This is a genomic window from Sorangium sp. So ce385, assembly GCF_051474135.1.
Taxonomy (GTDB): Bacteria; Myxococcota_A; Polyangia; order Polyangiales; family Polyangiaceae; genus Sorangium; species Sorangium cellulosum_D.
On sequence record NZ_CP150337.1, the window covers coordinates 11,786,118 to 11,811,709 of the forward strand.

The 25,592-nt window shown below is 73.8% G+C and carries 17 protein-coding genes; 7 read left to right on the top strand and 10 right to left on the bottom strand.

The genetic code is table 11. The features are described from left to right. The 3 genes from ada (at position 1) to WME83_RS43160 (ending at position 2,790) form a co-directional block, all read left to right on the top strand. Complete coding sequence (gene ada, locus WME83_RS43150; protein WP_437315527.1) at positions 1-1,074, top strand: bifunctional DNA-binding transcriptional regulator/O6-methylguanine-DNA methyltransferase Ada; 1,074 nt, start codon at positions 1-3, stop codon at positions 1,072-1,074. 80 nt (positions 1,075-1,154) lie between these two features. Further along, a complete protein-coding gene (locus tag WME83_RS43155; RefSeq protein WP_437322110.1) occupies positions 1,155-1,835 on the top strand; it encodes a 2OG-Fe(II) oxygenase in 681 nt (226 codons plus the stop codon). Positions 1,836-1,983: 148 nt separating this feature from the next. Beyond that, positions 1,984-2,790 (top strand): hypothetical protein, encoded by an 807-nt coding sequence (locus WME83_RS43160; protein WP_437315528.1) that lies wholly within the window; start codon positions 1,984-1,986, stop codon positions 2,788-2,790. Positions 2,791-2,841: 51 nt separating this feature from the next. Here WME83_RS43160 and WME83_RS43165 read toward each other — a convergent pair whose 3' ends face one another. The 3 genes from WME83_RS43165 to ypfJ form a co-directional block, all read right to left on the bottom strand. After that, positions 2,842-3,429, bottom strand: coding sequence for a Uma2 family endonuclease (locus tag WME83_RS43165; protein WP_437315529.1), 588 nt, complete (start codon positions 3,427-3,429; stop codon positions 2,842-2,844). A gap of 185 nt (positions 3,430-3,614) precedes the next feature. After that, positions 3,615-8,252: a capsule biosynthesis protein CapB gene (locus tag WME83_RS43170; RefSeq protein ID WP_437315530.1), complete on the bottom strand. Its 4,638-nt coding sequence runs from the start codon at positions 8,250-8,252 to the stop codon at positions 3,615-3,617. Positions 8,253-8,620: 368 nt separating this feature from the next. Then, positions 8,621-9,457 carry a KPN_02809 family neutral zinc metallopeptidase gene (ypfJ, locus tag WME83_RS43175; protein ID WP_437315531.1) on the bottom strand — a complete coding sequence of 279 codons (837 nt, stop codon included), beginning with the start codon at positions 9,455-9,457 and terminating at the stop codon, positions 8,621-8,623. Positions 9,458-9,874: 417 nt separating this feature from the next. On the opposite strand from ypfJ, the gene WME83_RS43180 reads away from it, so the two are divergent. Next, on the top strand, positions 9,875-10,459 hold the full coding sequence (locus tag WME83_RS43180; RefSeq protein WP_437315532.1) for a peroxiredoxin: 585 nt from the start codon (positions 9,875-9,877) through the stop codon (positions 10,457-10,459). Between the two features lie 312 nt (positions 10,460-10,771). Here WME83_RS43180 and WME83_RS43185 read toward each other — a convergent pair whose 3' ends face one another. The 6 genes from WME83_RS43185 to WME83_RS43210 form a co-directional block, all read right to left on the bottom strand. After that, entirely contained in the window at positions 10,772-11,782 is a 1,011-nt protein-coding gene (locus WME83_RS43185; protein ID WP_437315533.1) for an ADYC domain-containing protein, read from the bottom strand. Between the two features lie 137 nt (positions 11,783-11,919). Next, complete coding sequence (locus WME83_RS43190) at positions 11,920-15,861, bottom strand: nSTAND1 domain-containing NTPase (RefSeq protein ID WP_437315534.1); 3,942 nt, start codon at positions 15,859-15,861, stop codon at positions 11,920-11,922. Between the two features lie 185 nt (positions 15,862-16,046). Beyond that, positions 16,047-17,378 (bottom strand): monooxygenase, encoded by a 1,332-nt coding sequence (locus WME83_RS43195; protein ID WP_437315535.1) that lies wholly within the window; start codon positions 17,376-17,378, stop codon positions 16,047-16,049. A 19-nt stretch (positions 17,379-17,397) separates the two neighbouring features. Further along, on the bottom strand, positions 17,398-18,102 hold the full coding sequence (locus WME83_RS43200; protein WP_437315536.1) for a potassium channel family protein: 705 nt from the start codon (positions 18,100-18,102) through the stop codon (positions 17,398-17,400). A gap of 1 nt (position 18,103) precedes the next feature. Beyond that, the gene (locus WME83_RS43205) at positions 18,104-19,630 is read right to left on the bottom strand and encodes a cation:proton antiporter (RefSeq protein WP_437315537.1); all 1,527 of its coding nucleotides are present in this window, start codon (positions 19,628-19,630) and stop codon (positions 18,104-18,106) included. A gap of 317 nt (positions 19,631-19,947) precedes the next feature. Continuing rightward, positions 19,948-21,786 (bottom strand): SLC13 family permease, encoded by a 1,839-nt coding sequence (locus WME83_RS43210; RefSeq protein WP_437315538.1) that lies wholly within the window; start codon positions 21,784-21,786, stop codon positions 19,948-19,950. A gap of 144 nt (positions 21,787-21,930) precedes the next feature. On the opposite strand from WME83_RS43210, the gene WME83_RS43215 reads away from it, so the two are divergent. After that, positions 21,931-22,794, top strand: coding sequence for a class I SAM-dependent methyltransferase (locus tag WME83_RS43215; RefSeq protein ID WP_437315539.1), 864 nt, complete (start codon positions 21,931-21,933; stop codon positions 22,792-22,794). Between the two features lie 19 nt (positions 22,795-22,813). Here WME83_RS43215 and WME83_RS43220 read toward each other — a convergent pair whose 3' ends face one another. Then, positions 22,814-24,109, bottom strand: coding sequence for a hypothetical protein (locus WME83_RS43220; RefSeq protein WP_437315540.1), 1,296 nt, complete (start codon positions 24,107-24,109; stop codon positions 22,814-22,816). 358 nt (positions 24,110-24,467) lie between these two features. Here WME83_RS43220 and WME83_RS43225 point away from each other — a divergent pair, with 358 nt between their 5' ends. Next, positions 24,468-24,677: a hypothetical protein gene (locus WME83_RS43225; RefSeq protein ID WP_437315541.1), complete on the top strand. Its 210-nt coding sequence runs from the start codon at positions 24,468-24,470 to the stop codon at positions 24,675-24,677. Between the two features lie 278 nt (positions 24,678-24,955). Beyond that, the gene (locus tag WME83_RS43230) at positions 24,956-25,471 is read left to right on the top strand and encodes a hemerythrin domain-containing protein (protein ID WP_437315542.1); all 516 of its coding nucleotides are present in this window, start codon (positions 24,956-24,958) and stop codon (positions 25,469-25,471) included. The last annotated feature ends 121 nt before the right edge of the window (positions 25,472-25,592 follow it).

Consider the following 25,592-nt stretch of genomic DNA (forward strand, 5'->3'; position numbering starts at 1 on the left):
ATGTCGGGAAAGGCCCATGCCCTCGCCGCCGTGGTGGAGAGCGACCCTCGCTGGGCCGCCGTGATCGCCCGCGACGCGAGCGCCGATGGCAAGTTCTTCTATTCGGTCAAGACGACGGGCGTGTACTGCCGTCCGTCGTGCGGCGCGCGCCCCGCGAGGCCCGAGAACGTCGGCTTTCATCCGACCGCGGCCGCCGCGAAGCGGGCAGGCTTCCGGCCGTGCCTGCGCTGCAAGCCGGATCAACCCCCGCTGGCCGAGCGCCAGGCGGCCCAGGTGGCCGCGCTGTGCCGGCTCATCGAGCAGAGCGACGAGGCGCCGAGCCTCGAGGCGCTGGCGCGCCACGCGGGGCTGAGCGTCTTCCACACGCACCGCATCTTCAAGGCCGTCACCGGGGTGACGCCGAAGGCGTACGCGGCGGCGCACCGCGCCCGGCGGGTGAGGGCCGAGCTCGGCAGGAACGGCACCGTGACCGAGGCGATCTACGCGGCCGGGTACGGCTCGGGCGGGCGCTTCTACGAGCAGTCGAACCAGGTGCTGGGCATGACGCCCACGAGGTACCGCGCCGGAGGAGCGCAGATGGAGATCCGGTTCGCGATCGGGGAGTGCTCCCTCGGCGCGATCCTGGTCGCCGCCACCGCGCGCGGCGTGTGCGCCATCCTGCTCGGCGACGATCCGGAGGAGCTCTTGCACGATCTCGAGCGCCGATTCCCTCGAGCCCACCTGGTCGGCGGCGATGCCGGGTTCGAGCAGCTCGTCGCGAAGGTGGTGGGCCTCGTGGAGAGCCCCCGCGCCCCGGTCGAGCTGCCGCTCGACGTGCGCGGGACGGCGTTCCAGCAGCGCGTCTGGCAGGCGCTGCGGGACATCCCGGCGGGCACGACCGCGAGCTATGCGGAGATCGCCGGCGCCATCGGCGCTCCGAGCGCGGTCCGGGCCGTGGCGCGGGCGTGCGCGGCCAACGCGCTGGCCGTGGCGATCCCGTGCCATCGGGTGGTGCGGAACGACGGCGGGCTGTCGGGCTACCGCTGGGGCGTCGAGCGCAAGCGCGCGCTGCTCGACCGGGAGGCGGGCGCGTGAACGCGCCTCGCAGGGCCGTCCCCGCCGCGCGCGGCGTGGACGACGACGACGACGGCGACGGCGACGGGCGGGCGGCGTCGGTGGACTGGGCGCACGTGTCGCAGGACCTCGACGCGCACGGCTGCGCGGTGATCGAGGGCCTGCTCACCCGGGCCGAGTGCGGCGACCTGGCCGCGCTGTACGCGCGCGACGAGCTCTTCCGCAGCCGGGTGGTGATGGCGCGGCACGGGTTCGGGCGCGGGGAGTACAAGTACTTCGCGCGCCCGCTGCCCGCGCTGATCGACTCCCTGCGGACCGGCCTCTATCCGCGCCTCGTGCCCGTCGCGAACCGCTGGAGCGCGGCGATGGGCCTCGACGTGCGGTATCCGGAGGAGCTCGCGCGCTTCGTCGAGCGCTGCCATGCCGCGGGCCAGGTCCAGCCGACGCCGCTCCTCTTGCAGTATGGCGAGGGTGACTACAACTGCCTGCATCAAGATCTCTACGGTGAGCACGTCTTTCCGCTCCAGGTCGCGATCCTCCTCTCCGAGCCCGAGCGCGATTTCACGGGCGGCGAGCTCGTGATGACGGAGCAGCGCCCGCGGATGCAATCTCGACCGATGGTGGTGCCGCTGCGCCAGGGCGACGCGGCGGTCTTCGCCGTCCGTCATCGACCCGTGCAGGGCACGCGCGGCGTGTACCGGGTCAACATGCGGCACGGCGTCAGCCGTGTGCGCTCGGGGCACCGCCACACGGCGGGTATCATCTTTCACGACGCGGCGTGATCGCGCGCCGGGAGAGCGCGGGCGGCGATCTCGCGCCGTCACCTCACCGCCGTGGCCCGACGGTCACCTCGTTGCTGTAGCCTGCGACGGCTGATGTCCGGTCGGCTCTCGACGAGCCGGCGGGACAGGCGGGAGGCATCGAGGAGATATGGGCAAAAGCTGGTTGGCGGTGGGGGCTTGCGCGTGCGCCTTGCTCGTCGCGTGCGGCGGCGACGACACGGACGGGGGCGGCGGCGCAGGCGGGAGCGGCGGCGCGGGCGAGGGCGGCGGCGCAGGCCAAGGCGGCGCGGGTGAGGGCGGCGGCGGCGGCGCGGGCGGCGAGGCGAGCCTGCTCGAGCTGTACCACGCGGCCGTCGCCGACGCCGAGGTCGCCGAGGAGAGCGAGCGCGTGGACACGTTGACGGCGATCGACGACGAGACTGCCAGTCTCGTCCGCGACGCCGAGGATCGCGTGCTGATGCTCACCTGGACGTCCTACGCGGGCTATGACGAGCTCGTGGGCGAGGAGACGGAGCTCGGCGTCGAGGTCTGGAGCACGGCGGCGCCCGAGCTCCAGGCGTTCTGCCGCGCGAGCGGCCTCGAAGGAGCGGCGCTCTCGCTGCGGCTCGAGCAGCTGCTCGGCCTGCCGCCCGACAGCGGCAAGGACCGCGTCGTGGCGCTCTGGGTGCCGGCGGAGTCGATGTTCCGCCCGACGCCGGACCTGGAGATCGACGACACGACCGCCGATCTCGACTTCCCGGACGGCACGCCGCAAGAACACGAGGACTGGTTCAACGCCCTGAAGGCGACGTCCTATGGCGAGGACGGGTATCCGTGGACGCGCCTCGGCTACACGTACGACTGGAGCCCAGAGGGCCAGGAGGTCGGCCTGAGCGAGTTCGTGATCAGAAAGGGCACGACCGTCGTCGTGGAGTCGGTCACCCCGCAGGACGAGTACTGCCGTCCAGCGCAGTGACGCGCGCCGCCCCGGGCGCGATCGCGCCCGGGGCCTCGCGAGGACGGCCGCTCAGTCGAGCTCGGAGGGCGCGAGCGGCACCTTGCGATAGACGCGATCGACGTCGATGACGACGCCGACCGACTCGAGCTCGAGCTGCATGCCGGGGCCCAGGATGGCGAGCAGCCACCGGCCGTCCGGCTGCCGCTGGAAGTGCTCGATGCGCACCTCCTTCTGGGAGACGAGCACATACTCCACGATGGAGGGGACGCTCCGGTACTGCGCGAACTTGTCGCCGCGATCGTAGGCCTCCGATGAATCGGAGAGCACCTCGACGATCACGCTCGGATTGGTGAGCGTGTCGAGCTCCGCATCCTCGAACGCGGGATCGCCGCAGACCACGGAGGCGTCGGGATACACGTAACGCCCCGTGGACGAGATCTTGACGCGCAGGTCGGAGGTGTGGACCTCGCAGGCGCGGTCGAGCAGCGCGTTGCCGAGCTCGCGCTGGAGGTTCCCGGCCAGCAGGCTGTGCGCCCGGGTGCAGCCCGACATCGCGAAGATCTCGCCGTTCGCGTACTCGTGCTTCTGATCGGAGGCCCGCTCGAACGCGAGGTACTCCGCGGGCGAGAGCCCGGTGCGCCTGGCAGGATGTCCCATCGCGGACAGCGTACGGCATCCGCCTGCCGGAGGCGAGACGCCCGCCAGGCGAGACGCCCGCCCCCCTTTCCGCCCAGAAGGTCCGAAGCGGCCCACCGCCGCGCTCCCCTCCTCCCCGCCCGGCCTCTACTCCGCTGGCTGCTCTTCCCCCAGCCGGTCGAGCTCGCCCCCGTTCCCCACCCGCGTCACCCCTGCTCCGTCGCCGGCGCCCCCGGCGGCGCGGCCGCCTCGGCCTTCTTCGGCTTCTTCCGCCGGCTCTCCAGCCACGCCCTGCGCTTCTCGACCCACTTGGCGAGGTCTTTCGCCAGCCAGCCGCCCTTCTGCCGCCCGACGATCTCCCGCAGCAGCAGCGCGGCCTGGCCGTGGCCGATGCGCATCGCGAACAGATCGTCCATCACGATCTTCGCCCACCGCGTCCGGCGCACCGAGTCCATGTGATCCACGAACTGCTCTATCCGGAGCAGCACCTTCGTCCCCACCCCCGTCTTGCCCGTCACCACGAGCGCCGCCGTCTTCTCCTTGTCGAGCGCCTCGAGCCTGCGGATCGCCCCGTCGATGAGGTTCGCGTGCTCCGCCCACCCGGCGCCGCCCTGCTCCTTGGCCACGCGCACCGCCGCGAGCGCCTCGCGCAGATCGATGAGGCCGAAATCCGAGTACGACAGGAAGAACGTCAGCACCTCGCGCCGCGCCGAGGGGTTGCTCTGCATCCGCTCGATCGCGGTCCGCACCCGGTCCATCGACAGCCACCGATAAACGAAGTCGAGCCCGGTGCCCTTGATGTTCTGCGACCCCATCAGCCGCGCGTCGAACCCCGGCGGGATCTCGCGCGTGATGAAGTCGATCACCTTGTCCCCCTTGGCGTCGGCGTTCCACAGGACCGCGATGCGCTCGAGGAACAGCTCGCGGAACGCCGCCCGGAACGCCTGGTTGGCCTCGGCGTCGGCGCCCCGCGACAGCGCCGCCTCGACCTCCGCGCGCGCCTTGTCGCGCCGGGCCAGCCGCCGCGACAGCCGCGCCGCGTGGTGGACGATGTCGGGGCGGATGTCGTCCTCGCCCGCGGGCGGCGCGTGCGCCTCCAGCGCCTTCTTCACCGCCGCCTCGATCGCCTCGGGCTCCCCCTTCTTGCCCGCTACCTCCGGGCCGCCCACGATCGCCGCCGCCGCCGCCTCGTCGATCGTCGGCAGCGCGCGCAGCATCCGGGTGAGATCGTCCTCGAACGCGCCCGCGCGCGCCGGGACGCCGACCTTCTTCATCTGCTCGTCGAAGCGCTCGAGCGCGCGCTCCTTGCCCCCGTCGCCCGTGATCACCATGTCGCGCAGGCGCGCGTCGAGCCCCTCCGTGATGAACTGCATCATCCCGCCGAGGTTCGAGTTGATCAGCACCACGTGATCGACCCCGATGTCCTCGACGATGATCTGCGCGAACACGCGCGACCGCGCGACCCGATCCGCGCGGTTGTTCACCACCATCACCGTCGCCTTGCCGGGCGTCGCGTCCATGTCGTGCTTGTCGAACGCGAGCCGCGTCCAGTTCGACATGAACCCGGCGCGCTCGTTCGCGCTCATCCCGTTCGAGAACGTCAGCTTCCGCCCCCGGTACTGCACCGTCGGGTACGTCTTCAGCACGCCGAGGTCGAGGATCACGTGATCCGCGATCTCGACCAGCGCGAACTCGCGATCGACCCCGAAGTGATCCGCGAGCGCCAGCACCAGCGCGACGTTGCGCGGGTGCTCCTGGTACGGGAGCCGATCGAGGAGGTCGACCGGCAAGAGATCCGCGTCGATCGGCGGGATCGCGACGAGGTTCGTCCCCTTGCGCTGCGCCTGGTCCTTGAGCAGCGGGAGCATCTGCTCCTCGGTCGTGAACGACAGCCCGTCCGTGGGCATGAAGCGCGCGATCACCCGCGCGACGTCCTCGCCCCCGGGGCCCTGGATGTCCTCGTGATCCGGGTACGCGTTCGTCAGCGTCGTGATCTCGTCGCGCATCCACTCCGAGCAGAGCGTGTCCACGAAGAGCGGCTGGAGCGCCATGCACTCCCACAGGAACACCTGCGCGCGGAGGTTCCTCCCGGCGGCGAGGATGTTCCGCTGCTCCCAGATGGTCGCCTTGTCGTAGGGGCGGTAGATGAAGATCTCCTGCGCGGGCAGGTCGCGCATCGCGTGGATGAACATCGCCTCGCAGCCGGTCGTCTTCACGACGACGTCGTACCGGAGCGCGTGGAACAGCGCGGCCTTGAGCCGCTCCGAGCCGCTCTTGCCGCGCGTGCCCCAGCCGCCGATGGTGAGCGGGATGCCCCGGCGCGCGCGCTCGATCTGCGTCATGATCCACGCGGCGCGCAGCACCATGTACGCGAGGACGAGGAACACGATCCACGCGAGCTGCGTCGGGACGTTGCCCGCGGGCGACACGAGGTACGAGAGGAAGCTGTCGATCCAGACGGGCACCGACGGGCCGACGAGCCAGTCGCGGCCGAGCTGGAGCGCCGAGGGCAGCGCGACGGCGAGGTACTTGCTCGGCAGGTGCGGCTCGAGCGCGAACGGGCGGCCGTCGACCTCGCCCCCGGTGTCGCCGAGCGCGACCGTGAAGCCGAGCTCGCCGGTCATCAGCGTGAACTTCTTCTGCTCGGCCGGCTCCTGCGCCACGAGCGCGCGCATGCGGGCCTGCGCGTAGCGGTCGTAGCGCCACGTCAGCAGGGCGCGCGCGCGCAGCCGGTGCGCGAGCTTGGCCGGCGCGCGCACCGTGACCGTCCCGCGCGCCGTGATGAGGCGGATCTCGCGCTGGGTCAGGCTGGCCGCGGCGAGCAGATCGTCGATGCGGGGGACGAACGGCCCCCAGCCGCCGACGGGGGGGTAGACGTGGCGCTCGCCCGGCACGCGCGTGGGCGTGACCTCCGCCATGCCGACCGGCGGCGCGACGAGCTCGCCCGCGAATAGGCGGCCGCTCGTGTGGATCCACCCCTTGCGCTTGTCCGGCATCGGGGTGCGCATCTCGTGGATGAGCCGCCAGAGGCGGAAGCCGCGCGGCTCGCCGCGCGTGAGCACGTACCGGCCCCGGCCGCGGCGCCGGAGCGTGTAGGTCATGTCGCCGCGCGAGGCGACCAGGAGCGCGCGCTCGATGTCCCGGGGCTCGGCGTCGGCCGGGATCTCGACCGGCGCGCTCTCGCCCTCGAGGAGCTCCGAGGCCGCGGCCACGAGCGCCTGCCGGACGTGCTCGGCGACCGGGCGGCTCTCGACCTCGAGCAGCCGCAGCGCCGCGGCCGCCTCGTCGGACAGATCCGGCGAGATCGCCGGGCGGCTCGCGAACTCGGCGAGCAGGTCGACGAACGTCGCCGGCGGCAGCGGGGCGTAGGGCCCGGCGCAGAGCGTGCGCACCGCCTCGAGGGCCGCGCGGGACGCGAGCGGCGGGCCGGGCTTGGTGAGGGCGAAGCGGACGACGCGCTCGGCGTACGGGACGGCGTCCGCGTGCTCGGTCGCGAAGCGCGAGAGCTCCCGCATGGCGTAGCCGCGGACGCGCGGCGACCCGTCGGCCTCGGCGACCTCGGTGAGCGCCGTGAGGGCCTCGGGGCTGCCGAGCGCGAGGAGCTGGCGCACGAGCTCCTGGCGGACGTGCTCGCTCGGGTCGTCGCGGGCGAGGAGCGCGATGGCGAGCGGGTCCGCGCTCGCGGAGGCCGCGCGCGCGGGCGGCGCGCTCACGGCGGTCTCCGCGCTGAGCCGGGGCGCCGAGTCGGGCGCGGGCGCGTCGGGCAGCTCGGCGCCGCCCGGGCCCTCGAGGGCGCCCCCGGAGGAGGCTGCCTCCGGCGCGGCGCTCGGCGTGCTGCCGCGGCCGGCCTGCGCGCCGCTCCGGCGGCGCGGGTCCTGGGCTGCGCCGGCGGGCCGCGCCGCGCTCGGCGCGCGCGCGTCGCCGAGCGGGATCACCGGGGCGGACGGGCGCGCGGCCGCGCCGAGGAGGCGCAGGGCGTTGCGGCGGAGGATGGGGCCGTCCTTGTCCGCCGGGTCGCGCGCGCGGATGCGCTCGGCGAGCAGCGAGAACGCCTCGTCGGGGAAGAGGAGGACGCCGATCTCGAGGGCGGCGATCTGCACCCAGCGGGACGCGCCCACGCCGCGCGACCACGCCAGCACCGAGCGGGCCGCGTCGAGCCCGAGGTGGCCGAGCCGCTCGCGCGCCGGGATGCGGTGCAGGAGGGCGACGGCCGCGAGCATGGCGGCCCGGCGGACGGGCGCGGGGCGGCTCGGCTCGGCGTGCGCGATGGCGAGCCGGAGGACGCCGCCGTCGCGGACGACGTGCAGCGCGTCGGGCGGGTCGAGGTGCTGCGCGAGGTGGGTGAGCGCGTGGTAGGCGACCTCGATCTCGTCGAGGCGGTCGGCGATGGCCGTGGCGAAGCGCTCCTGGGCCGCCTCGAGGTCGAGGTTGCGGGCGAGCGCCGAGAGGTCGCCGGCCTGCTCGACGCGCGCGGCGGCCCAGCCGAGCGGGGAGGCGTCGCCGCTCTTCTTGCGCTCGCGCGCCCAGACGCGGAGCTGCCGGGCGAGGAGCTCGCGCCGCTCGGCCGGGGTGGCGGCCGACTGATAGGCGACCACGAGCGCGGACTCGGCGCTGCGCAGCCGGTCGACCTCGGCGGCCGCGCCGTCGGCGCACCGGGCGAGCGCGGCGAGCAGCGCGGGCCGCGGGGGATCCTCGTCGCCCAGGTCGGCCGTGACGCGGGCGACGACCGTGGCGATGGCCCGCGGGCGGCAGCGCACCTCGATCTGGGGGAGGCTGTCCTCGACGACCTCCGCGATCGAACGCGGCGCCGCGGTCCAGGGGTCGGTCGCCTCGCGCAGGCTCACGGCGCCACCGGGCGGGATCGACCGCGCAGGGAGCGGCCTTGCGGCGGGAAGCGAGGAGCACCGTACGGCGAGACCATCGGCGGACGAGCAGGGTACACCGTCGCGCGGAGCTGTCGCGAGCCGCTCTTCAGGCGCTCTCGCTTCATGCGCGCTCGGCGCTGCCGGCCCGGACGAGGCGCCGCGGGCTCAGCCGGCTGCCTTCGCGGTCGTCTCGAACGCACCCCTCCGGGCGGCGGCCGCCGGCGGCCGCCCGAAGCGCGCGGGCCCTGGGCGGGATCGGCGGCCGTCGGCGGCGGAGCGGCGCCGCTCAGCGCCGGCGCCGCCCGGCGCGGGGGACGACCCGGCCGCCTCGGACGCGCGCCGCGCCTTCAGGGCGAGGCCTCCGCGAACGTGTCGCAGTCCTCGATGCGGCCGCCGCGCATGCCGCGCTTGAACCAGGCGACCCGCTGCGCGGACGAGCCGTGCGTCCACGTCTCCGGGTTGACCCTGCCGGTCGCGCTCTTCTGCAGCCGGTCGTCGCCGATCGCGGACGCGGCCTGGAGCGCCTCGTCGGCGTCGCCCTCCTCGAGCAGATCGCGCTTCGCCGTGGAGTTGGCCCAAACGCCGGCGAAGCAGTCCGCCTGGAGCTCCATGCGCACGGAGAGGGCGTTCCGCTCGCTCGGGCGCGCCGCTTGCTGCTGGCGCATTTTTCGCTCGATGCCGAGCACGTTCTGCACGTGGTGGCCGATCTCGTGGGCGAGCACGTACGCTTGGGCGAAGTCGCCCGGCGCGCCGAACCGCGCCTTGAGCTCGCGGTAGAAGCCGAGGTCGATGTACGCCGTGCGATCCGCCGGGCAGTAGAACGGCCCCATGGCCGCCTCGCCGACGCCGCAGCCCGACCTCACGGAGTCGGTGAACAGCGTCAGCTGCGGCGCCGGATAGGTCTGCCCCATCCGGCTGAACACCTGCTTCCACACGGCCTCGGTGTCATCGAGGACGAACGAGACGAAGTCGACGAGCCGCTCCTCCTCGGGCGAGCTCGCGCGCTCGCTCTGCGCGCCGGGGAGCGAGACGCCCTGGCCGAGCCCCGAGGAGAGGAGATCTTTCCCGAAGACGAGGGAGAGCACGAGCAGGATCACCGTCCCGCCGACGCCGAGCTTCGCTCCGCCGGAGGCGCCGCGGAGATCTCGGAGGTTCGCACTGCGTTTCCCAGGTGTCCAGCGCATGGCAAACGCAGATATAGCGTGGAGCGCGCCTCGGGCGCCACCTTAGCTTTTCGTCAGGACGTTTTGCATTGCTCGCCTGCTGCCGGCGCCTGCTGTCGGCGCCGGGGCGCGAGCGGGTCGCCGCCTGCGCCGGCCCGCGGCGGCCCTGAGCAGCGAGGCGCGGTGTGGACAACGAGCCTGACGCTCACCCCTTCAATCGCCGGAGACACCGAGTCAGCTCACCAGTTCTCCTGACGAGCTGACGATGTCTCTCCTCGACGCTCTCGCGCGCTCGCGAGCGCCCCCGATCCCCTGCCAACGTCCGCATGGCCCTGGCAACCTCAGCGGCGGCGCGCGCCACCGCCGCCGCCGCCGCCGCCGCCGCCGCCTGACGCGCGCTTGCCGTTGGCGGAGGCCGGTGGAACGATGCACGCCATCATGACGCGCACGACGCACCTCGCCTCCACCCTCGCCATCGCGCTCGCCGCGCTGGCCCTCGCCGCCGGCTGCGACGAGCCCTCCGGCGCGTCCGGCAAGGCCGCCGAGAAGCCCTCCGAGACGACGAGCGCCTCCGCCCAGCCCGCCGCGCTCAAGCCCGGCGACGCCGCGCCCGACGTGACCTTCAAGCTGCACGACGGCCGAGAGGTGAAGCTCTCCAGCCTGCAAGGCAAGCAGGTGCTCGTCTATTTCTACCCGAAGGACGACACGCCGGGCTGCACCATCCAGGCCAAGGGCCTGCGCGACGGCTGGGCCGATCTCCAGGGCGCCGGGCTCGAGGTCTACGGTGTCTCGACCCAGGACGCGCAGAGCCACCAGGCCTTCATCCAGAAATACGAGCTCCCGTTCCCGCTCGTCGTCGACGAAGGCGGCGCGATCTCCAGCGCGTTCCACGTGCCGATGCGCAACGACCTCGCCGCGCGCCAGTCCTTCCTCATCGGAAAGGACGGCAAGATCAAGCAGGTCTGGCTCGATGTGGATCCGAAGGAGCACGCAGCGGCGATCCTCGCCGCTGCGAAGAGCTGAGCGCCGCCGCGCCGGATCCATCGCGCGCCCTGGCCCCGCAGCGCCGGCCTCGGCCGGTCGGCCGGCTCGACAAGACGTCCGCGCGGACGGCGGCGTCCTCGGCGCGGGCGCGCTGCTCCGCCGCGATCAGCGCGGCCACGGTCTCGCCGACGCAGCCTTCCTCCGCGGGGCTCCGTCACGTGGGGATCGGCGAGATCCGTGAGGCGCGCGGCGCGCTCCCCTCGATCGTCGCGTCGCATCGCTGACGCGCTCCGGCGCTCCGCTGCCCGGGCGCGACCGTGCCCGCGCGTCCGGCCTGGCGCCGCGGCGCGCCTACAGCGGGCTCACGTTCGTCGTGAACGACGCGTTCCGCAGGAGGCGCCGCTCGGCGAGCGGCGTCGCGAAGCCGCTCTCCTTGTTGAACGTCGAGCCGGGCCCGCCGCAGCTCGGATCGGCCCCGGCCCACCGCTCCGGGCAATGCGCCATGACGTAGTCGCGGTCCGGGTTGCCGACGGCGCCCCGCCACCGCGTGCGCCGGATGCAGGCGGCGCCGTCCACCGTCCACTCGGCCTCGAGGCTCATGCCAGAGCCCCCCGTCTCGCGCTGGATGCCGAGCGCATCCCAGACGTCGATCGCCGTCCCGGCCCGCGTGTGCGGCGCGCCGTCGCCGCAGTAGTCCGCGCGCACCATGCGGACGCACGCCTTGTGGAAGTACGAGAGATCCCTGCTCTCGCAGCGCTTCCCGTCGCACTCCGCCGTGGTCTGCCAGTCCCTGTAGCCCCACTCGGCGCACTTCGCGATCGCCGCGCCCTGGCAGGCGAACGTGAACTGGCTCCCGTCGTCCGAGAAGGCGCCGGTCACCGGATCCCAGATCCCCTTCACCGCGATCGCGTCGAGGCCCTCGCCGCAGACGTTCGCCCAGACCGCGCCGCCGGCGTCGTACTTCACCGTGTAATAGGCGATCCCGTCGCGCTCGACGACGTTCGTGATGCGGACGATCACGGTCGATCGATCGTCCAGGACCGCCTCGGCCTCCGCGCCGATGAAGTCGACCCCGCGGACGGGCTTGCCGTCGCTCGCGCGCGTCCCGACCAGCGTCGCCCCTTCCAGCGAAACCCCGTTGAAGCGCACCCCGTTGAAGCGGACCCCGTTGAAGCGCACCCCGTTGAGCTGGGTGCCGTTCAGGTAGGTGCCGTTGAAGGTGAGATCGTTGAGCGCCCGCAGCTCGAGCGCGCCCTCCGCCGGCGCCTCGTCGCCCTCGCCGCCCTCGACCTCCGCGACGCAACCGACACCCACGGAGATGAGCCCGACCATCGCCCCTGCCAGGAACCCTCGCTGAAACATGATCGCCTCCGAACGCTGACGCTCAAGCCATGACGCCCTGCGCGCCGACGATCTTCCTCCCGGCTGTCGGGCTCCGCTCCCGCGAGGGGCGCGGCATCTCTCGGCGCTGCCCGGGCGCCGCGGATCCTCGTCACCCTTTACGGAGGTGGAGGAAAGGAAGCACAGATGCGTAGCCCAATCACCGGATCGAGGAAGGTGCCGTCAACGACGGTCCGGTTGTCACTCCGGACCGATGTTTGATCGTAGAGGTAAGCCCCGCCGCGCAAAAGTACTTTGTCGACCTCAATCGACGAAATGGCCCACTCGAGGACGTTCCCCGCCATGTCGTCGACCCCGAAGGGACTACGTGAGGCGGGGTGCGAGCCCACCTCATCTGGACCCATCGTGGAGCTCTCCTTGCCATAGGTCTCATCGAAGTTGGCGTCGCCGGGAGAGAGCGTGTCCCCGTGCGGGAAGATCCGGCTGTCAGCGCCCCTCGCCGCGCGCTCCCACTCGTGATCGGTGCACAGCCGGGCCCCGCGGACACGGCCCGTCCTGTGGAGCCACGCGGCATACTCGGTCGCCTGCGCGAACGAGATGCCCGTGACCGGGAAACGAAGCCAGTCCTGCTGCGCACGGACCGCCCGCGAGGGGTAGACGAGCGGCTCGCCGGCGCGCGCCGTGTAGGCCTGCACCGTGGGCTGAATCGTCAGCTGCCACACGCCGCTGGGCAGACGGCGCAGCCCGAGGGCGCCCGTCATGGCGCCGTTGCCCGCCTGGATGGACGACCGCTCGCGGGACTCTCTCGGGAGCGTCTGGACGTAGTCGAGCCACTCCTGAAACGTCGTCTCGTGCCGCGCGATGAGGTAGGCGCCCGTGCTGATCTCGTGAAGGGGAACGGTCGAGAGGAACGCCCACCGGTACATGTCGTCCAGGGCGGCGCCGAAGAGGAATCGTCCGGGCGGAATGTAGATGAACCCGGGAGGGACGTCCCCCGCGGGCGGCAGCGGGATGGAGAGGCGCCGCGGCTCGCCGCGGCGGACCAGGAACGGATACCGCACGATGGTGCGGTTCCGCGCCTCGCACGTGAGCAGGTAAGAGCCCTGCGCGAGCGCGATGCCCGAGAGCGGCGTCGACCCGCGGACCCGCAGGTCGACAAGCTGCCGGCGCCCGTCCGCGTCCGTCTCGTACCGCTCCAGCGTGACGTCGGCGCCGGGGGGGTCGGTCTCGATGGCCACCTCGACGGGCGCGCTCCACCGCTGCCGGCGCACGCCGTCGGGATCGTACGTGGTCATGCGCTGGAGCAGCTCGTCGCGCAGCGAGGGGTGGCCCCGGCTGTCCGCGGCGAGCGCGCGCTCGTAGAGCACGTCGCCGAGCAGATCGCGCGCGTCGCGGCGGGCGCCGTCGAGCGTGAGCACCGCCTCCAGCTTCTGGCTCGCCTGCAGGTGGAGCCGCTCGGCCTCGGCGGCGCGCCTGCGCGCGCGCTCCCAGAGCGCCTCCCCCTCGTCGCGGCGCCGGCCGTCGAACGCCGCGAGCGCCTCGGCGCGGAGCGCCTCGGCCGCGGCGCCCTCGCGCGACGCGGCGGCCGAGATGTCCGCGGCCTCCTGGATCTTCCGGTCCGCCCGCGCGGCGAGCTGGCGCGACGCCCTGAGCTCCAGCGCGCCGTAGAGCAGCGCCGCGACGAGCGGGACCCCCACGGCGAGCGCCCACCGGGCCACGCGCTGCGTCAGGACGGCGCGCCGCGACGCCCGGAGGAACGCCGCCTCGCGCGGCGGCAGATCGCCCGGCTCGAGGCCCTTCGCCTCCAGCAGCTGGCGCGCGCTGAAGAGCGCGTCGCGGCGCCGGCCGAGCCGCTCCCACTCGGCGGCGGAGGCGTCGAGGCGCTGGCGCGTCGCCCGCTGCTCGCGCTGCTCCTCGAGCCAGTGGCGCAGCGTCCCCCACCCGTGGATCAACGCCTCGTGGGCGATCTCGTAGACCGTCCCCTGCTCGCCCTCGCGGGCGAACAGGAGGCGGCCCTGCACGAGCGCCTCGAGCGCCGCGCGCGCCGCCTCGTCGCCGCCCGGCCCCGCGAGCTCGACCTCCGCGCGCCGCGCCCGCGTGCCCTGCGGCGTGATGAGCTCGCCGAGCAGCCGCCGCGCCGCCGCGTGGACCGCGGGCGGCATGCGGCCGAGCACGCGATCGGCGTGGCGGGCGAGCGCGCCCTCGACCCCGCCGATCTGAGCGAGATCCGCGCTGCTGAGGGGCGCGTCGGGCGCGGCGCGGGCGTCCCAGAGCTCGGCGAGCGCGAACTGGAGGAGAGGCAGCCCGCCCTCGGCGCGGGCCGTGGACTCGACGAGGGCGTCGACGACCGCGTCCGACTCGAACGCGACGCCCTTGGCCCGCGCCGGCCCGGTGATCGCCTCCCGGAGCTTGTCCGCGGACATCGGGCGGAGCAGGTAGAGCGCGCGCTCGATCTCGTCGCCCAGGCCGGAGATGCCGGCGACGCGCGCGAGGAAGTCGCCGCGCACCGTGGCGAGCAGGCGCAGCGACGGCGAGCGCGCCGCGAAGGCGCTGAGGACGTCGCCGACGAGCGCCGCCTCGGCCGGGCTGCTGAGGGTCGCGAGCTCCTCCAGCTGGTCGATGAACAGCACGAGCCCTCCGCGCTCGCCGAGGCGCGCGCGGAGGTCGCGGACGAGCGAGCCCGGGGCCGCGCGCACGGCCTCGGCGATGCGCTCGGCGGGCGCGCCGAGGACCGGCTCGAGGGCGGCGGCCAGCGCGGCGAGCGGGCGCCGGCCGGGCACCATCATCGCCGCCTGGAAGGCGCGCCCGCCGCCGAGGGCGCCCTCGAGCACGAGCGAGAGCACGCCGGCCCGGCAGAGCGACGACTTGCCCGAGCCCGAGTCGCCGGCCACGACGAGCATGGGCTCGGAGCGCAGCCGGTCGAGGATCGTCCCCGTCTCGGAGCTGCGCCCGTAAAACACCGCGCGGTGCTCGACGTCGAAGACGAGCAGCCCGCGGTAGGGGTTGCCCTCCGGCGCGATCGAGGCGTGCCGGCTCCGCGCGAGCAGCTGCTCGAGCGCGTCGCGCAGCTCGTCGCCCGAGGCGAAGCGGGCGGCGGGGTCGATCTCGAGGCACCGCTCGATGACCGCCGCGAGCCGCGCGTCGACGCCCGGCGCGAGCGCGGCGAGGGGCCGGGGCCGCTCGCACTGGACGACGCGCGGGAGCTCGAGCATCGGCACGTCGTCGTGCGGCGGGACGCCGGCGCAGAGCTCGAAGAGCAGCGCGCCGAGCGAGTACACGTCGGAGCGGCGGGTCGCCAGCTCGCCGCGCCACAGCTCGGGCGGCAGGTAGTGGGGCGTGCCGCCGTCGACGCCCCTCGTCGCGTCGAGCAGCCGCGCCGCCATCTCGGCCGCCTCGCGGATGCCGCCGTCGAGCGGCTCGTCGCCGTGCGCGAGCGCGGCGTCGTCGCCGTGCGCCCCGGGCGGCGCCGCGACGCCGCGGATCGCGGGCGCCTGCACCGCGGCCGGGTCGAGGAGCTTGGCGAGGCCGAAGTCGAGGAGCTTCGCCTCGCCGTCGAAGGTGAGCACCGCGTTGGCCGGCTTGATGTCGAGGTGCAGCACCCCCCGGCGGTGCGCGGCCGCGAGGCCCCGCGCGAGCCCTGCCCCGAGCTCGAGCACGCGCTGCGAGGGCATCGGCACGGTCACGCGGTCGAGGCTCTGGCCGCGGACGAACTCCGACACGATGTACAGCTGTCCCCGGAGCTCGCCCACGCGGTAGATGGCGACCACGTTCGGGTGCTGGATGCGCGCGGCGGCGCGCGCCTCGGCGAGCAGCCGCGCGCGCACCTCGGCGTCCGCCGTCTCCGCGCGGATGAGCTTCACCGCGACCATGCGGTCGAGCAGCGTGTCGTGCGCGAGGTAGACGTCCCCCATGCCGCCGCTGCCGAGCTTCTGGACGAGCCGGTACTCCTCGAAGCGGCTCGGCGGGCTGAAGCTCGACGGGCCCGCGCTCGACGGCATCGCGCTCGACGGCGGCGGCGCGTCGGACGCCCGCGGCAGCGTCTCCGCCCCGCCGGGGCGCAGGGCGGCCTGCGAGAGGGTCGAAGCGGTTTTCTCTTTCACGAGGGCGCGCCTGGCTCAGCGGTGGCCTGACGAATATACCCGTTGCGGCGGGAGGGACTCCGTATCGACGCCGCCGGGGACGCCCGAAGCGACGGCGCAGGGCGCCACATCCAGCGCTCGGGAGGTGACGCGCTGTCGCCGCAGCGCGTGATCGGACTCGATGGCTCGACGCTCCGCGGCGGAGATCAGAGCTCGGTCATGTAGAAGGTGCTGAGACACATCTCATCGTTCGTGCCCTCTCCCCACACGACATCGCCGGGGACCCGCGGCTTACCGTCGATGATCGGCTGGTTCTCGGGCGTGTTGTCCCAGTGACACTCGACCGACAGCTTGTCGCCCGGGTGGAGCACCTTGGGCTGGGCGAGCGTGTAGCTCCCCTGCCAGTGGAAATCCCAGCGCGGGATGTCGAGAACGCACTCCGTGCTGCCGTCCGCTCGCTCGATCTCGAGGCGCGCGCGCTTGCCGAGCGTGTGCATGTGGAGCCCCGCGATGTGCAGCTCGATCGGCGCGCCGCCCGCGAGCGCCCGGGTGGGCTGCGCCCCCCAGCGGTGGCCGACGTCGGCCTCGAAGGCGGGGATGAGCATGGCGTCGCCGGTGAGCCAGGCCGGGTTGGTCCACGGCTGCGTGGAGCCCTCCCGCTCGACCGAGCTCTCCAGCATCACGTCGATCGCGGAGCGATCCGGCAGCTTCCCCGCGGTCAGCGTGTTGTAGTGAACCTGCACGACCAGCTTGGAGCCCGGCTCGATCCGGGTGCCCGTCCCCGCCGGGAAGGTGAGGCTCCCGCCGCCGGGCACCCAGCCGCCGAGCCAGCGCGGCCTGATCCCCGGCCCCCCGAAGCAGGGATAGCCCGGGCCCGGGTCGGCCGCGTCGAGGGCCTCGACGTCGGCGACCATCTCCGGCGCGGCGATGAAGGCGATCACGTGGTGGACGATGCGCTGCTCGCCGGGCCTGACGCCGAACCCGGTGACGTAACGCGCGCTCTCCTCCGGCCAGTCGAGCACGAAGCAGCGGTAGTCGTCGGGCCCCGCCTGCGGGGTGTACTCGACCGGCATCTCGAGCGTCCGGTCCACCCGCGCGAGCTCGGGGCTCGGCGGCCGATCGAGCGGCGGGCCCTCCTCCGCGGGGTCGCCCAGGGCCGCGCCGCCGTCGACCCACGCGGCGATCGTCTGGATCTGCTGCTCGGAGAGGGAACGATCGCCCACGTAGTCGGCGCAGGCGCTGTCGGCCGGCCAGGGGGGCATGGTGCGCTCGACGACGGCCCGCTTGATGAGCGGGGCCCAGGGCGCCGCCGCGTCGGGCCCCTCGAGCGAGAACGGCGCGATGCCGCCGGCGCTGTGGCACCCCGCGCAGCGCGCGTCGAAGATGGGCTTGACGTCGCGGTAGTACGAGACCGCCGCCGCGACGCCGCCGCCCGCCGCCGCCCCGGCCCCGTCGTCGCCGCCGCACCCCGCGATGACGGCGGCCAGCGCCGCGCCCAGCCCTGCCGACAAGCCCGTGTAGCCCGCGCACCTCACCATGGAAACACCTGCCCTCGCGTCAGCGACGCTCGTGGACCCCGCCGCTCCCCAGCTCGCGCCGGAGGAAGAACGCGATGACGTCGGCGAGCTCGTCGCGCGCGGCCACGAGGAGCACGGTGGCGCCCCCCGCGACGATGGACGAGCCGCGCGGCGCCTCGACGCGGCCGTCGGGGCGGTAGACGCCGGCGAAGACGCACGACGAGGGGAAGCCGGCGCTGCCCGCGATGACGCTCACCGAGCGGCCCGCGACCGCCGAGTCGGCCGGGACGTCGAGCTCGAACGCCACCGACTCGCCGGCGCCGAGCACCATCGCGTGACGGACGCCGGGGTGCTCGATGGCGGTGGCCATCGCGCCGATGAAGACGTCGATCTCGGAGAGGATCCGCTGGACGCCCGCGCGGACGTAGACGCCCCGGTAGTCGGGGTCGCGCATGCGCACCATCACGCGCTTGGCGCCCGCCGCCTGGGCGAGGAGCGCGACGGCGAGGTTGTCGGCGTCGCGGCGGAGCATGGCCACGACCACGTCGGCGCGCCCCACCTCGGCCTCCTTGAGGAGCCCGGCGTCGGTCGCGTCGCCGACGAGCGAGACGAGGCCGTGGCGCTCGAAGGCGCTGTTGGCGATCGACTCGTCGCGATCGACGATGGTCACCTCGTGGCCCGTCTTCGCGAGGTGGACCGCGACGCTCAGGCCCGCGCGCCCGGCGCCCGCGATGAGAACGCGCATCTCAGTGGCCTCCTTCGTGCTCGTGCAGCTTCATCATCTCGCGATCGATCTCCCCCACCTGCGCGTTCGCCGTCTCGTCGGCGATGAGCCCGCGCCTCGCCGCGTCGACCAGCGCCGCCTTCTCCGCCGTGAGCAGCGCGAGATCCGTGAGGTGGTCGCGCTCCGCCTCGCCCTGGGGCGACTGGAGCGCCGCCTCGGCCGCGATCACCCGGCGCTGGAACGCGGCCCGGCGCTCCGCGTGCTCCTTGCGGGAGAGGAGGCCCGCGGCGAGCAGGTCGTCGAGCTCCGCCTGGCCGCGCCGCGCGGCGATGAGCGTCGCCTTCGCGCCGTCGAGCGCGGCGTCGGCGCTCGGGGCCGCGACCCGCAGGAGCTTGAGCAGCCGCGCGAACGGCAGCGCCTGCGCGACCAGGGTCACGAAGGTCACGCCGAAGACGATCGTGATCAGCCGCTCGCGGAACGGCATGTCCTTCGGGAGGCTGAGGACGGCCGCCATCGAGAGCGCGCCCTTGATGTTGCCGACCAGCATCACGTGCTGCCAGCGCAGCGGCACGACCTCCCGCGTCAGGGCCCGGAGCGCGCCGAAGCAGCCGTAGACGGCGACCGCCCGGCCCGCGTGCAGGGCGATGAGCGCGAGGCCGATGGAGGCCGCCTCGCGCACGAGCATGTCCGCCTGGATCTGCATGCCGACGAGCAGGAAGAGCAGCACGTTGAGGAGGAAGCCGGTCGTCTCCCAGAACCCCTCCAGCGCGAGCACGCGCGAGGGCTCGAGGTGGCGGCGCGCGGCCTTGCCGACGACCACGCCGGCGACCACGACGGCGATGACCGGCGAGGCGTGGAGCCGCTCGGTGAGCAGGGCCGTGGCGAACACGAGCACGAGCGAGGCGAGGATCGCGGTCAGGTGGTCCGGCGTGCGGCGGAGCAGGACCGCGCCGAGGGCGCCGAACGCGCCGCCGAGGACGGCGCCGCCGAGCATCGCCATCGAGAGCGCGCGGAAGGTCTCGACCGGGTCGAACGTGCCGCTCGCGAGGACGCGCGAGGCGATCAGCACGAGCACGAGCGCCGTGCCGTCGTTGAAGAGGCTCTCTCCCTCCATGATCGCGGCCAGCCGGTGCGGGACGCGGACGCTCCGGAAGGCGAGCAGCACGCTCACGGTGTCGGTGATGGCGAGCAGCGCGCCGAGCAGGAGCGCCGCCGCGAACGGGAGATCGAGCACCAGCGTCGCCACCGCGGCGGTGCCGAGCAGCGAGATGAGCACCCCCGGCACGGCGAGCGCGAGGATGGGCCGGCTCGCGGCGCGCAGGATGTCCGCGTCGGCGGCCAGGGCGCCCTCGAAGACGAGCACCGGGAGGAAGGCGATGAGGATGACCTCCGGGTCCATCGGCGTGTTCGGCAGCACGTCGAGGACGACGAGGACGAGCCCGATCAAGACGAGCGCGACGTTGTAAGGGACCCCGACGCGCTTGGCGCCGATGGCGACGACGGAGCCGACGGCCAGGACGAGGAGCAGGCTCTCGAGCCGCTCCCTCATGCGTCACCCCGCGGCGGCGGCACGAGGGCGGTGGCCATCGGCCCACGCGGCGGACACGCCGCGATATGCGTGAGTTCTCTGCGAGCGATCACCGTAAATCCTGCGCTACATGATCGCTCCCGAATTCGCAAGATTGGAGAGCCGCCGCCCGCGCGGTCCGGCGGGCTGCGCGCGGCTACGTGGAGGCGAAACGCGAGCGTGCCTGTGGCCGGAGAGCGGGGAAATGTCCGAGATGTCATGACACGACGTCCGCGGCGCTCTCGCGTCCTCCGCGCGCGGCGGCCTCCGGCGGGCGGCGGAGGCGCGTTGACCGGCGCTCAAAAGGGCCAGACGAGCGGGACGACGATCAAGGTGGTGGCCAGCACGAGGAGCTGCAGTGGCAGGCCGACGCGGGTGAAGTCTTTGAACTGATAGCCGCCCGGCCCCATGACGAGGATGTTCACCGGCGAGGCGATCGGCGTCGCGAACGCGGCCGAGGACGCGAACGCTACCCCGATGAGCAGCGGCTCCGGCGCGAGGCCCAGGGCCCCGGCCAGCCGGACCGCGATTGGGGCCATGAGCACGGCGGTCGCGGTGTTCGAGAGCACCATCCCGATGGTCGAGGTGAAGAGCACGAGCGCGCCGAGGACCACCGTGGGGCGCGCCCCCGCGAGGAGCCCCTCGGCGGCGGAGACGACGGCCCCCATCGCGCCGGTGCGCTCGAGCGCGGCGGCGAGGGGGACCATGCCGGCGATGAGCACGACGCTCTCCCAGTTCACGGCGCGGTAGGCGTCCACCGGGCGCACGCACTGCGCGAGCACGAGGAGGAGCGCGGCGAGCAGCACGGCGATCACGTTGGGCAGCCACCCGAACGCCATGCACACGAGCATGCCCAGGGTGATGCACAGGGCGAAGGCGGCGCGCGCGCGATCGACGAGGACGTCGCCGCGCGCGTCGGGCTCGGCGACGAGCACGAGATCGCGCCGCTCGTCGCGCAGGTTCTTCAGGTGCTTGAGCCGCCCCTTCACGAGCAGCGTGTCGCCGGCGCGGAGCTTGAGATCCCTGAGCTCGGGGGTGGCGTGGAACACCGGGAGCCAGCCGTCGCCCCGCCGGATCGACAGCACGCTCGCGCGGTAACGGTCGCGGAACCTGGCCTCTCGCAGGGTCTTCCCCGTCAGGCCGGAGCGCCGCGGCAGCACGACCTCGGCGAGGGACTCCTCGGGCGGCAGAGCGAACACGGGGCGCGCCGAGAGCGCCTCGAGCCCGAAGCGGTCGGCGAGCGCCGCGATCGCCGCGTCGCTGCCGAGCATGCGCAGCTCGTCGCCGGCGGCGAACACCGTCTGCGGCACCACGCGCTGCGCCTCGAGGCCGTGGGGCCCGGGGCGCGCGATGCCGACCACGGTCACGCCGAAGTCCGCCCGCAGGTTCGCCTCCCCGAGCGTGAGGCCGGCGAGGCGCGATCCGGGCGCGACGCGCGCGGCGCGCAGGGCGCTGCCGAGCCCGTACTCCATCGAGAGGTCGTCGAGCGAGAGCGACCGCGGCGCGCCCGCCTCGGCCCTGTCTCCTTTGCTGGGCAGCGCGCGGCGGCCGATCGCGGCCATGTACGCCACGCCGACCGCGAGCGCGACGAGGCCCGGGGCGGTGAAGCTGAAGAAGCGGAACGGCGCTCGCCCCGCCTCGCGGAGCGCCTCGCTCACGAGCAGGTTCGGCGGGGTGCTGATGAGCGTGAGGTTGCTCCCGAGGTGCGCCGCGAACGCGACGGGCATGAAGAGCCGCGCCGGCGCGATCCCGCGGCGGAGCGCGAGCGTGCTGACGACCGGGAGGAGGATCGCCACGGTCCCCGTGGAGCTCATGAAGGCGGACACGAGCGCCGTCGCGCCCATCACCGCGACGGTCACCTGGGCCTCCCCCCCGCCGGCGAAGCGCTCGAGGCGCTGGCCCAGCCAGTCGGCGACCCCCGTGTCGGTGAGCGCGGCCCCGACGATGAAGAGGCCGGCGATCATGAGCACGGCCGGGTTCGAGAACCCGGCGAGCGCCTCGGGGACGGTGGCGACGCCGGAGATGGTGAGGGCGAGCAAGGACGTCATCGCCACCACGTCGAGCCGCATGCGATCGCTCACGAACAGGGCGATCGCGAGCCCGAGGATGACGAGAGCGACAATGGCCTCCGAGGTCATGCGGCGGCTCAGCCTAGCGGGACTCCCAGGAGGCCGCATCACGGGCGGACCAGCTCACCGCGCCTCCCGGCGGGGCGCTTCCGTGTTCGCGGTCCGGAGTCGCTCGCGCTTTGAGTCGTCGGCGGCCGACGCTATACAGCCGTCATGCGCGCGCGTCGTCCCAGCCAGACCGCCTCCTCCATCGCGCTCATCCGGGCGCTCGCGGATCAGGGCCTGACCGATGTACCGGGGTTCGAGGACCCGGTCGTGCACCGGCTCCTGTCGCCCGGGTGGAGCGCCGCGCTGGCGCTGCTCGCGCGGCGGATCCGGGGCATGGACGCCGCGAAGCGCGCGCGCGTCCTGGCCCGGCTCTCCGCGGTCCCGCTGCGCGTGATGGCCATCGACGTCGAGCTCGAGCGCGCCGTGGAGCGCGGGTGTCGTCAGGTCGCGAGCCTGGGGGCGGGCCTCGACACGCGCGCATTCCGGATGAAGGCGCTCTCGGCGACTCGCTTCTTCGAGATCGATCACCCGGCGACGCAGGCGCTCAAGCGGGGCAAGGCGGCGGCGCTGTCGCCGGTGGTGGAGGAGCTGACGTACGTCGCGGTCGACTTCGAGCGCGACGCGCTCTCCACCTGCCTCCGCTCGTCCGGCCATCGTCCCGACGAGCCCACCGCGTGGGTATGGGAAGGGGTCGTGATGTACCTGTCGGACGAGGCGCTCCGGGCGACGCTGCGGGCGCTCGCCGAAGCGTCGGCGCCGGGCAGCGTCCTCCTCGTCAATTACATGGAGCCCGGCGGCCCGCGCCGCCTCGCCTTCCTGCGACAGCTGGTCACGCGCCTCTGGAGCGAGCCGCTCGTCGGCTTGCGCCGGCGCGAGGTCATGCGCGCGGAGGTCGAGCGGGCCGGGTTCCGCGCCTCGAGCGACACCGGCGCGGCGGACTGGGCCCGTCGGTTCGGCGCCCCCTTCGCCCCGGAGAACCCCGCCGCCAACCTGCGGCTCCTCGTCGCCGAGCGCCCCGGCGCGGGCTGACCATCGGCGCGCGCCCTCGTCAGCTCCACGTCTCCGATCGCCGCGGATTGCGGGTCTCGATCGCCTCGGCGTGCCCCCGCAGCCCGCGCGCGGCGGGCAGGTTGCCGTGCGTCTCGAAGACGTCGGCGAGGGCGAGGCCGAGGATCACGATCTGCTGGGGCTTGTCCAGCGCGCCCACGGTCGGCGCCACCGAGCCGAGCAGCTCGAACGCCCGCCGCCACGCCTTCGCGGCGGCGTCCGGCATGTCGGCGTTGAGCGCCGCGTGCCCGGCGCAGCGGTGCATGTCCGCCGCGAACTCGTGGCTGCCGCGGCGGTCCGCGAGCTCGCCGGCGCGGGCGTACGCCTCCGACGCGTCGAGGAAGCGCCGTTGCTTGCTGTGCAGGCTGCCGAGCGAGGCGTAGGCCTCTGGGACGATCGCGGACAGCCCGCGCCGCTCGGCCTCCTTCAGCGCGGCGACGAACACCCGATGTCCCTCGTCGACCACGCCCGCGGCGATCAGCGAGCGCGCGCGCTGCATGGCGACGTGGATGGCCTCCTCGCCCAGCCCGCGACCCGCGAGCAGCTCCTCGGCTTGCCGCTGGATCTGCGCAGCCTCGTTGTGCCGCCCCGCTTGAAAGCACTTGTCGGCCTCGTGCAGGAGGCGCCGCGCGGGGAGGAGATCCGGCGCGCGAAGGGGGGAGTCGGGCGCGATGCGAATCTCGAGGTCGGCGGGGAGGCGCTGCCCGCGCGCCGAGAGATCGGTGAGCAGGCGCTCGACATCCATCATGGCCGCGCTGTCCGCCTCCGGCCACACCACGCGGGACGCGCCCTCGCCGAAGCGCGCGAGCAGGTCGCCGACGCTCGAGTGGACCGGATCGACGAGGACCCAGCGCACGAGCGCGAGCTCGGGCCGCTGCGCCAGCCAGAGGACGTCGCGGGCGTACGCGCGGGGGTCGTCGATGTGCTGGGGCGAGAGCACGACGACGGCGGTCGCGTCCGGCGCGCGGGCGGCGAGGTGGGCCGCGAGCGCGCCCGCGAAGGCGTCGAGCGGCTCGCGCAGGGGGCCTGGCTCCGGGGTCGAGGCGGGCGGCTCGGCCGCCGCCGGGGCGCCGAGCTCGCGCGCCAGCGAGCGCTCGCGGGCGGCCCAGCCACGGCTGGGCCCGTAGACCGGGTCGGCCAGCACCCAGACGGGGCGGGGCGCCGGGCCTGCTTCGCCGAGCGCTCGCAGCAGCGCCAGCGTGTGCCCGTGGACGTGCGCCGGGACGATCACGTGCAGCAGGCGGGCTCGTTCGCCTGTGAAGATGGCGCTGAGCGCGCGGGCGATGTCGTGGATCATGTCGCGTCCCGGGGCGGATTCTTGCGCCGATCGGCAGCGAGGCCAAGCGAATGCGCGCGCCCCGGGGCGCGGCGTCGCCGGCGCCCGCGCCGGGCGCCCGCGCGGATCGCCGCGCCCCGGGGATCGGGCGGCCGTAGCGCGTCGCAGGACGCCACGGTCGAGGCGATATGTCTCAGGGACCGCGCGCCGGTGCGGGCGCGCGCGGCGCGGAGGAGGACGCGCGGGCGCTCGCCCCCGCTTGGCCCGGGCATTGCTGAGCGGAAGAGGCTGAAGCAAGCGTGAGAGTCGTCGAAGAACCGCCGAGCGCGCCCGGGGCGAGGTGCCGCTGGTCGCGTTCGGGCTCGGAGGAGAAGGTACCGTGAGAACTCTGTATCTGTCGCTGCTCTTGAGCGGCGTGGTCTTGGGTTGCGGTGGCAGCAAGCCTCAGCCGGAGGGCCCGGCCGAGAAGGCGGGCGAGGCCGTGGACGACGCCGCGCGCGACGTCAAGGACGAGACGAAGGACGCGGCGGAGTCGACCGGCGACGCCGCCGAGGAGGCGGGCGACAAGGTCGAGGACAAGACGGACTAGCGCGACAAACGGGTTGAAACCGAGAAATCGAGCCACAGAGGCGCAGAGGGCACAGAGGAACAACGAAATGACTCTGTGCCCTCTGTGTCTCTGTGGTTCGAATCTCTTCATTCGTAAGCGTTCAGGCTGATCGGTGTCTGGCAGCGCCGGCCCCTCGGCGGCGCTGCGCTGTGAAGAAAGCTGGCCGGAGCGCCTGCGCGCGAGGCGCCCGCGGCCGAAGGTTGAACCCAGAGGACCCCCGCCGCGCCGCGGCGCGGCTCGCAGAGTGGAGGCAGGAAATGAAAGCGACATCATTGCTCGAGAAGCAGCATCGCAAGGTGGAGTCGATCTTCAAGCAGCTCGAGAGCGGCAAGGCGGAGCCGGCGCCCCTGCTCGCCGAGCTCGCCAACGAGCTCGCCGCGCACATGGCGATCGAGCAGGAGAGCTTCTATCCCGCGGTGCGGCAGATCAAGGAGGACCTGATCCTCGAGAGCTACGAGGAGCACGCGATCGCCGAGCTCGCCCTGAAGCGGCTGCTCGCGACGGACCCGGAGGACATCTCGTTCAAGGCGCGCGTGACGACGCTGAAGGAGCTCATCCAGCACCACGTCGAGGAGGAGGAGGAAGAGCTCTTCCCCAAGGTCGAGGAGGCCGTCGACGAGAAGCGCCTCATGGAGCTCGGCAAGGAGCTGAAGGCGGAGTTCGAGCAGCGGCTGGCCGAGGGGTACGAGGCGCTCCTGCCGGCGGGCTACAAGAAGACGTCGGCGGACAAGGCGAGCCACGCGAAGCACGCGAACGGCGCGAACCCGGCCTGACGAGGCCTGCGCGCGCACAGGGCGAAGCGCGCGACGGACCGGGGCCGAGCCACGGGGGCAGGGAGGACGCAGGGACGGCCAAGGCCCTGCGTCCTCCCTGCCCCCGTGGCCGTTTTGTGGG

Bases quoted from the DNA above. Each gene is read 5' to 3' on its own strand.
- WME83_RS43210 (WP_437315538.1), bottom strand. From the start codon at position 21,786: ATGACCTCGGAGGCCATTGTCGCTCTCGTCATCCTCGGGCTCGCGATC.
- ypfJ (WP_437315531.1), bottom strand. From the start codon at position 9,457: ATGCGCTGGACACCTGGGAAACGCAGTGCGAACCTCCGAGATCTCCGC.
- WME83_RS43220 (WP_437315540.1), bottom strand. From the start codon at position 24,109: ATGATCCACGACATCGCCCGCGCGCTCAGCGCCATCTTCACAGGCGAA.
- WME83_RS43160 (WP_437315528.1), top strand. From the start codon at position 1,984: ATGGGCAAAAGCTGGTTGGCGGTGGGGGCTTGCGCGTGCGCCTTGCTC.
- WME83_RS43165 (WP_437315529.1), bottom strand. From the start codon at position 3,429: ATGGGACATCCTGCCAGGCGCACCGGGCTCTCGCCCGCGGAGTACCTC.
- WME83_RS43205 (WP_437315537.1), bottom strand. From the start codon at position 19,630: ATGAGGGAGCGGCTCGAGAGCCTGCTCCTCGTCCTGGCCGTCGGCTCC.
- ada (WP_437315527.1), top strand. From the start codon at position 1: ATGTCGGGAAAGGCCCATGCCCTCGCCGCCGTGGTGGAGAGCGACCCT.
- WME83_RS43195 (WP_437315535.1), bottom strand. From the start codon at position 17,378: ATGGTGAGGTGCGCGGGCTACACGGGCTTGTCGGCAGGGCTGGGCGCG.
- WME83_RS43180 (WP_437315532.1), top strand. From the start codon at position 9,875: ATGACGCGCACGACGCACCTCGCCTCCACCCTCGCCATCGCGCTCGCC.
- WME83_RS43200 (WP_437315536.1), bottom strand. From the start codon at position 18,102: ATGCGCGTTCTCATCGCGGGCGCCGGGCGCGCGGGCCTGAGCGTCGCG.
- WME83_RS43185 (WP_437315533.1), bottom strand. From the start codon at position 11,782: ATGTTTCAGCGAGGGTTCCTGGCAGGGGCGATGGTCGGGCTCATCTCC.
- WME83_RS43215 (WP_437315539.1), top strand. From the start codon at position 21,931: ATGCGCGCGCGTCGTCCCAGCCAGACCGCCTCCTCCATCGCGCTCATC.
- WME83_RS43230 (WP_437315542.1), top strand. From the start codon at position 24,956: ATGAAAGCGACATCATTGCTCGAGAAGCAGCATCGCAAGGTGGAGTCG.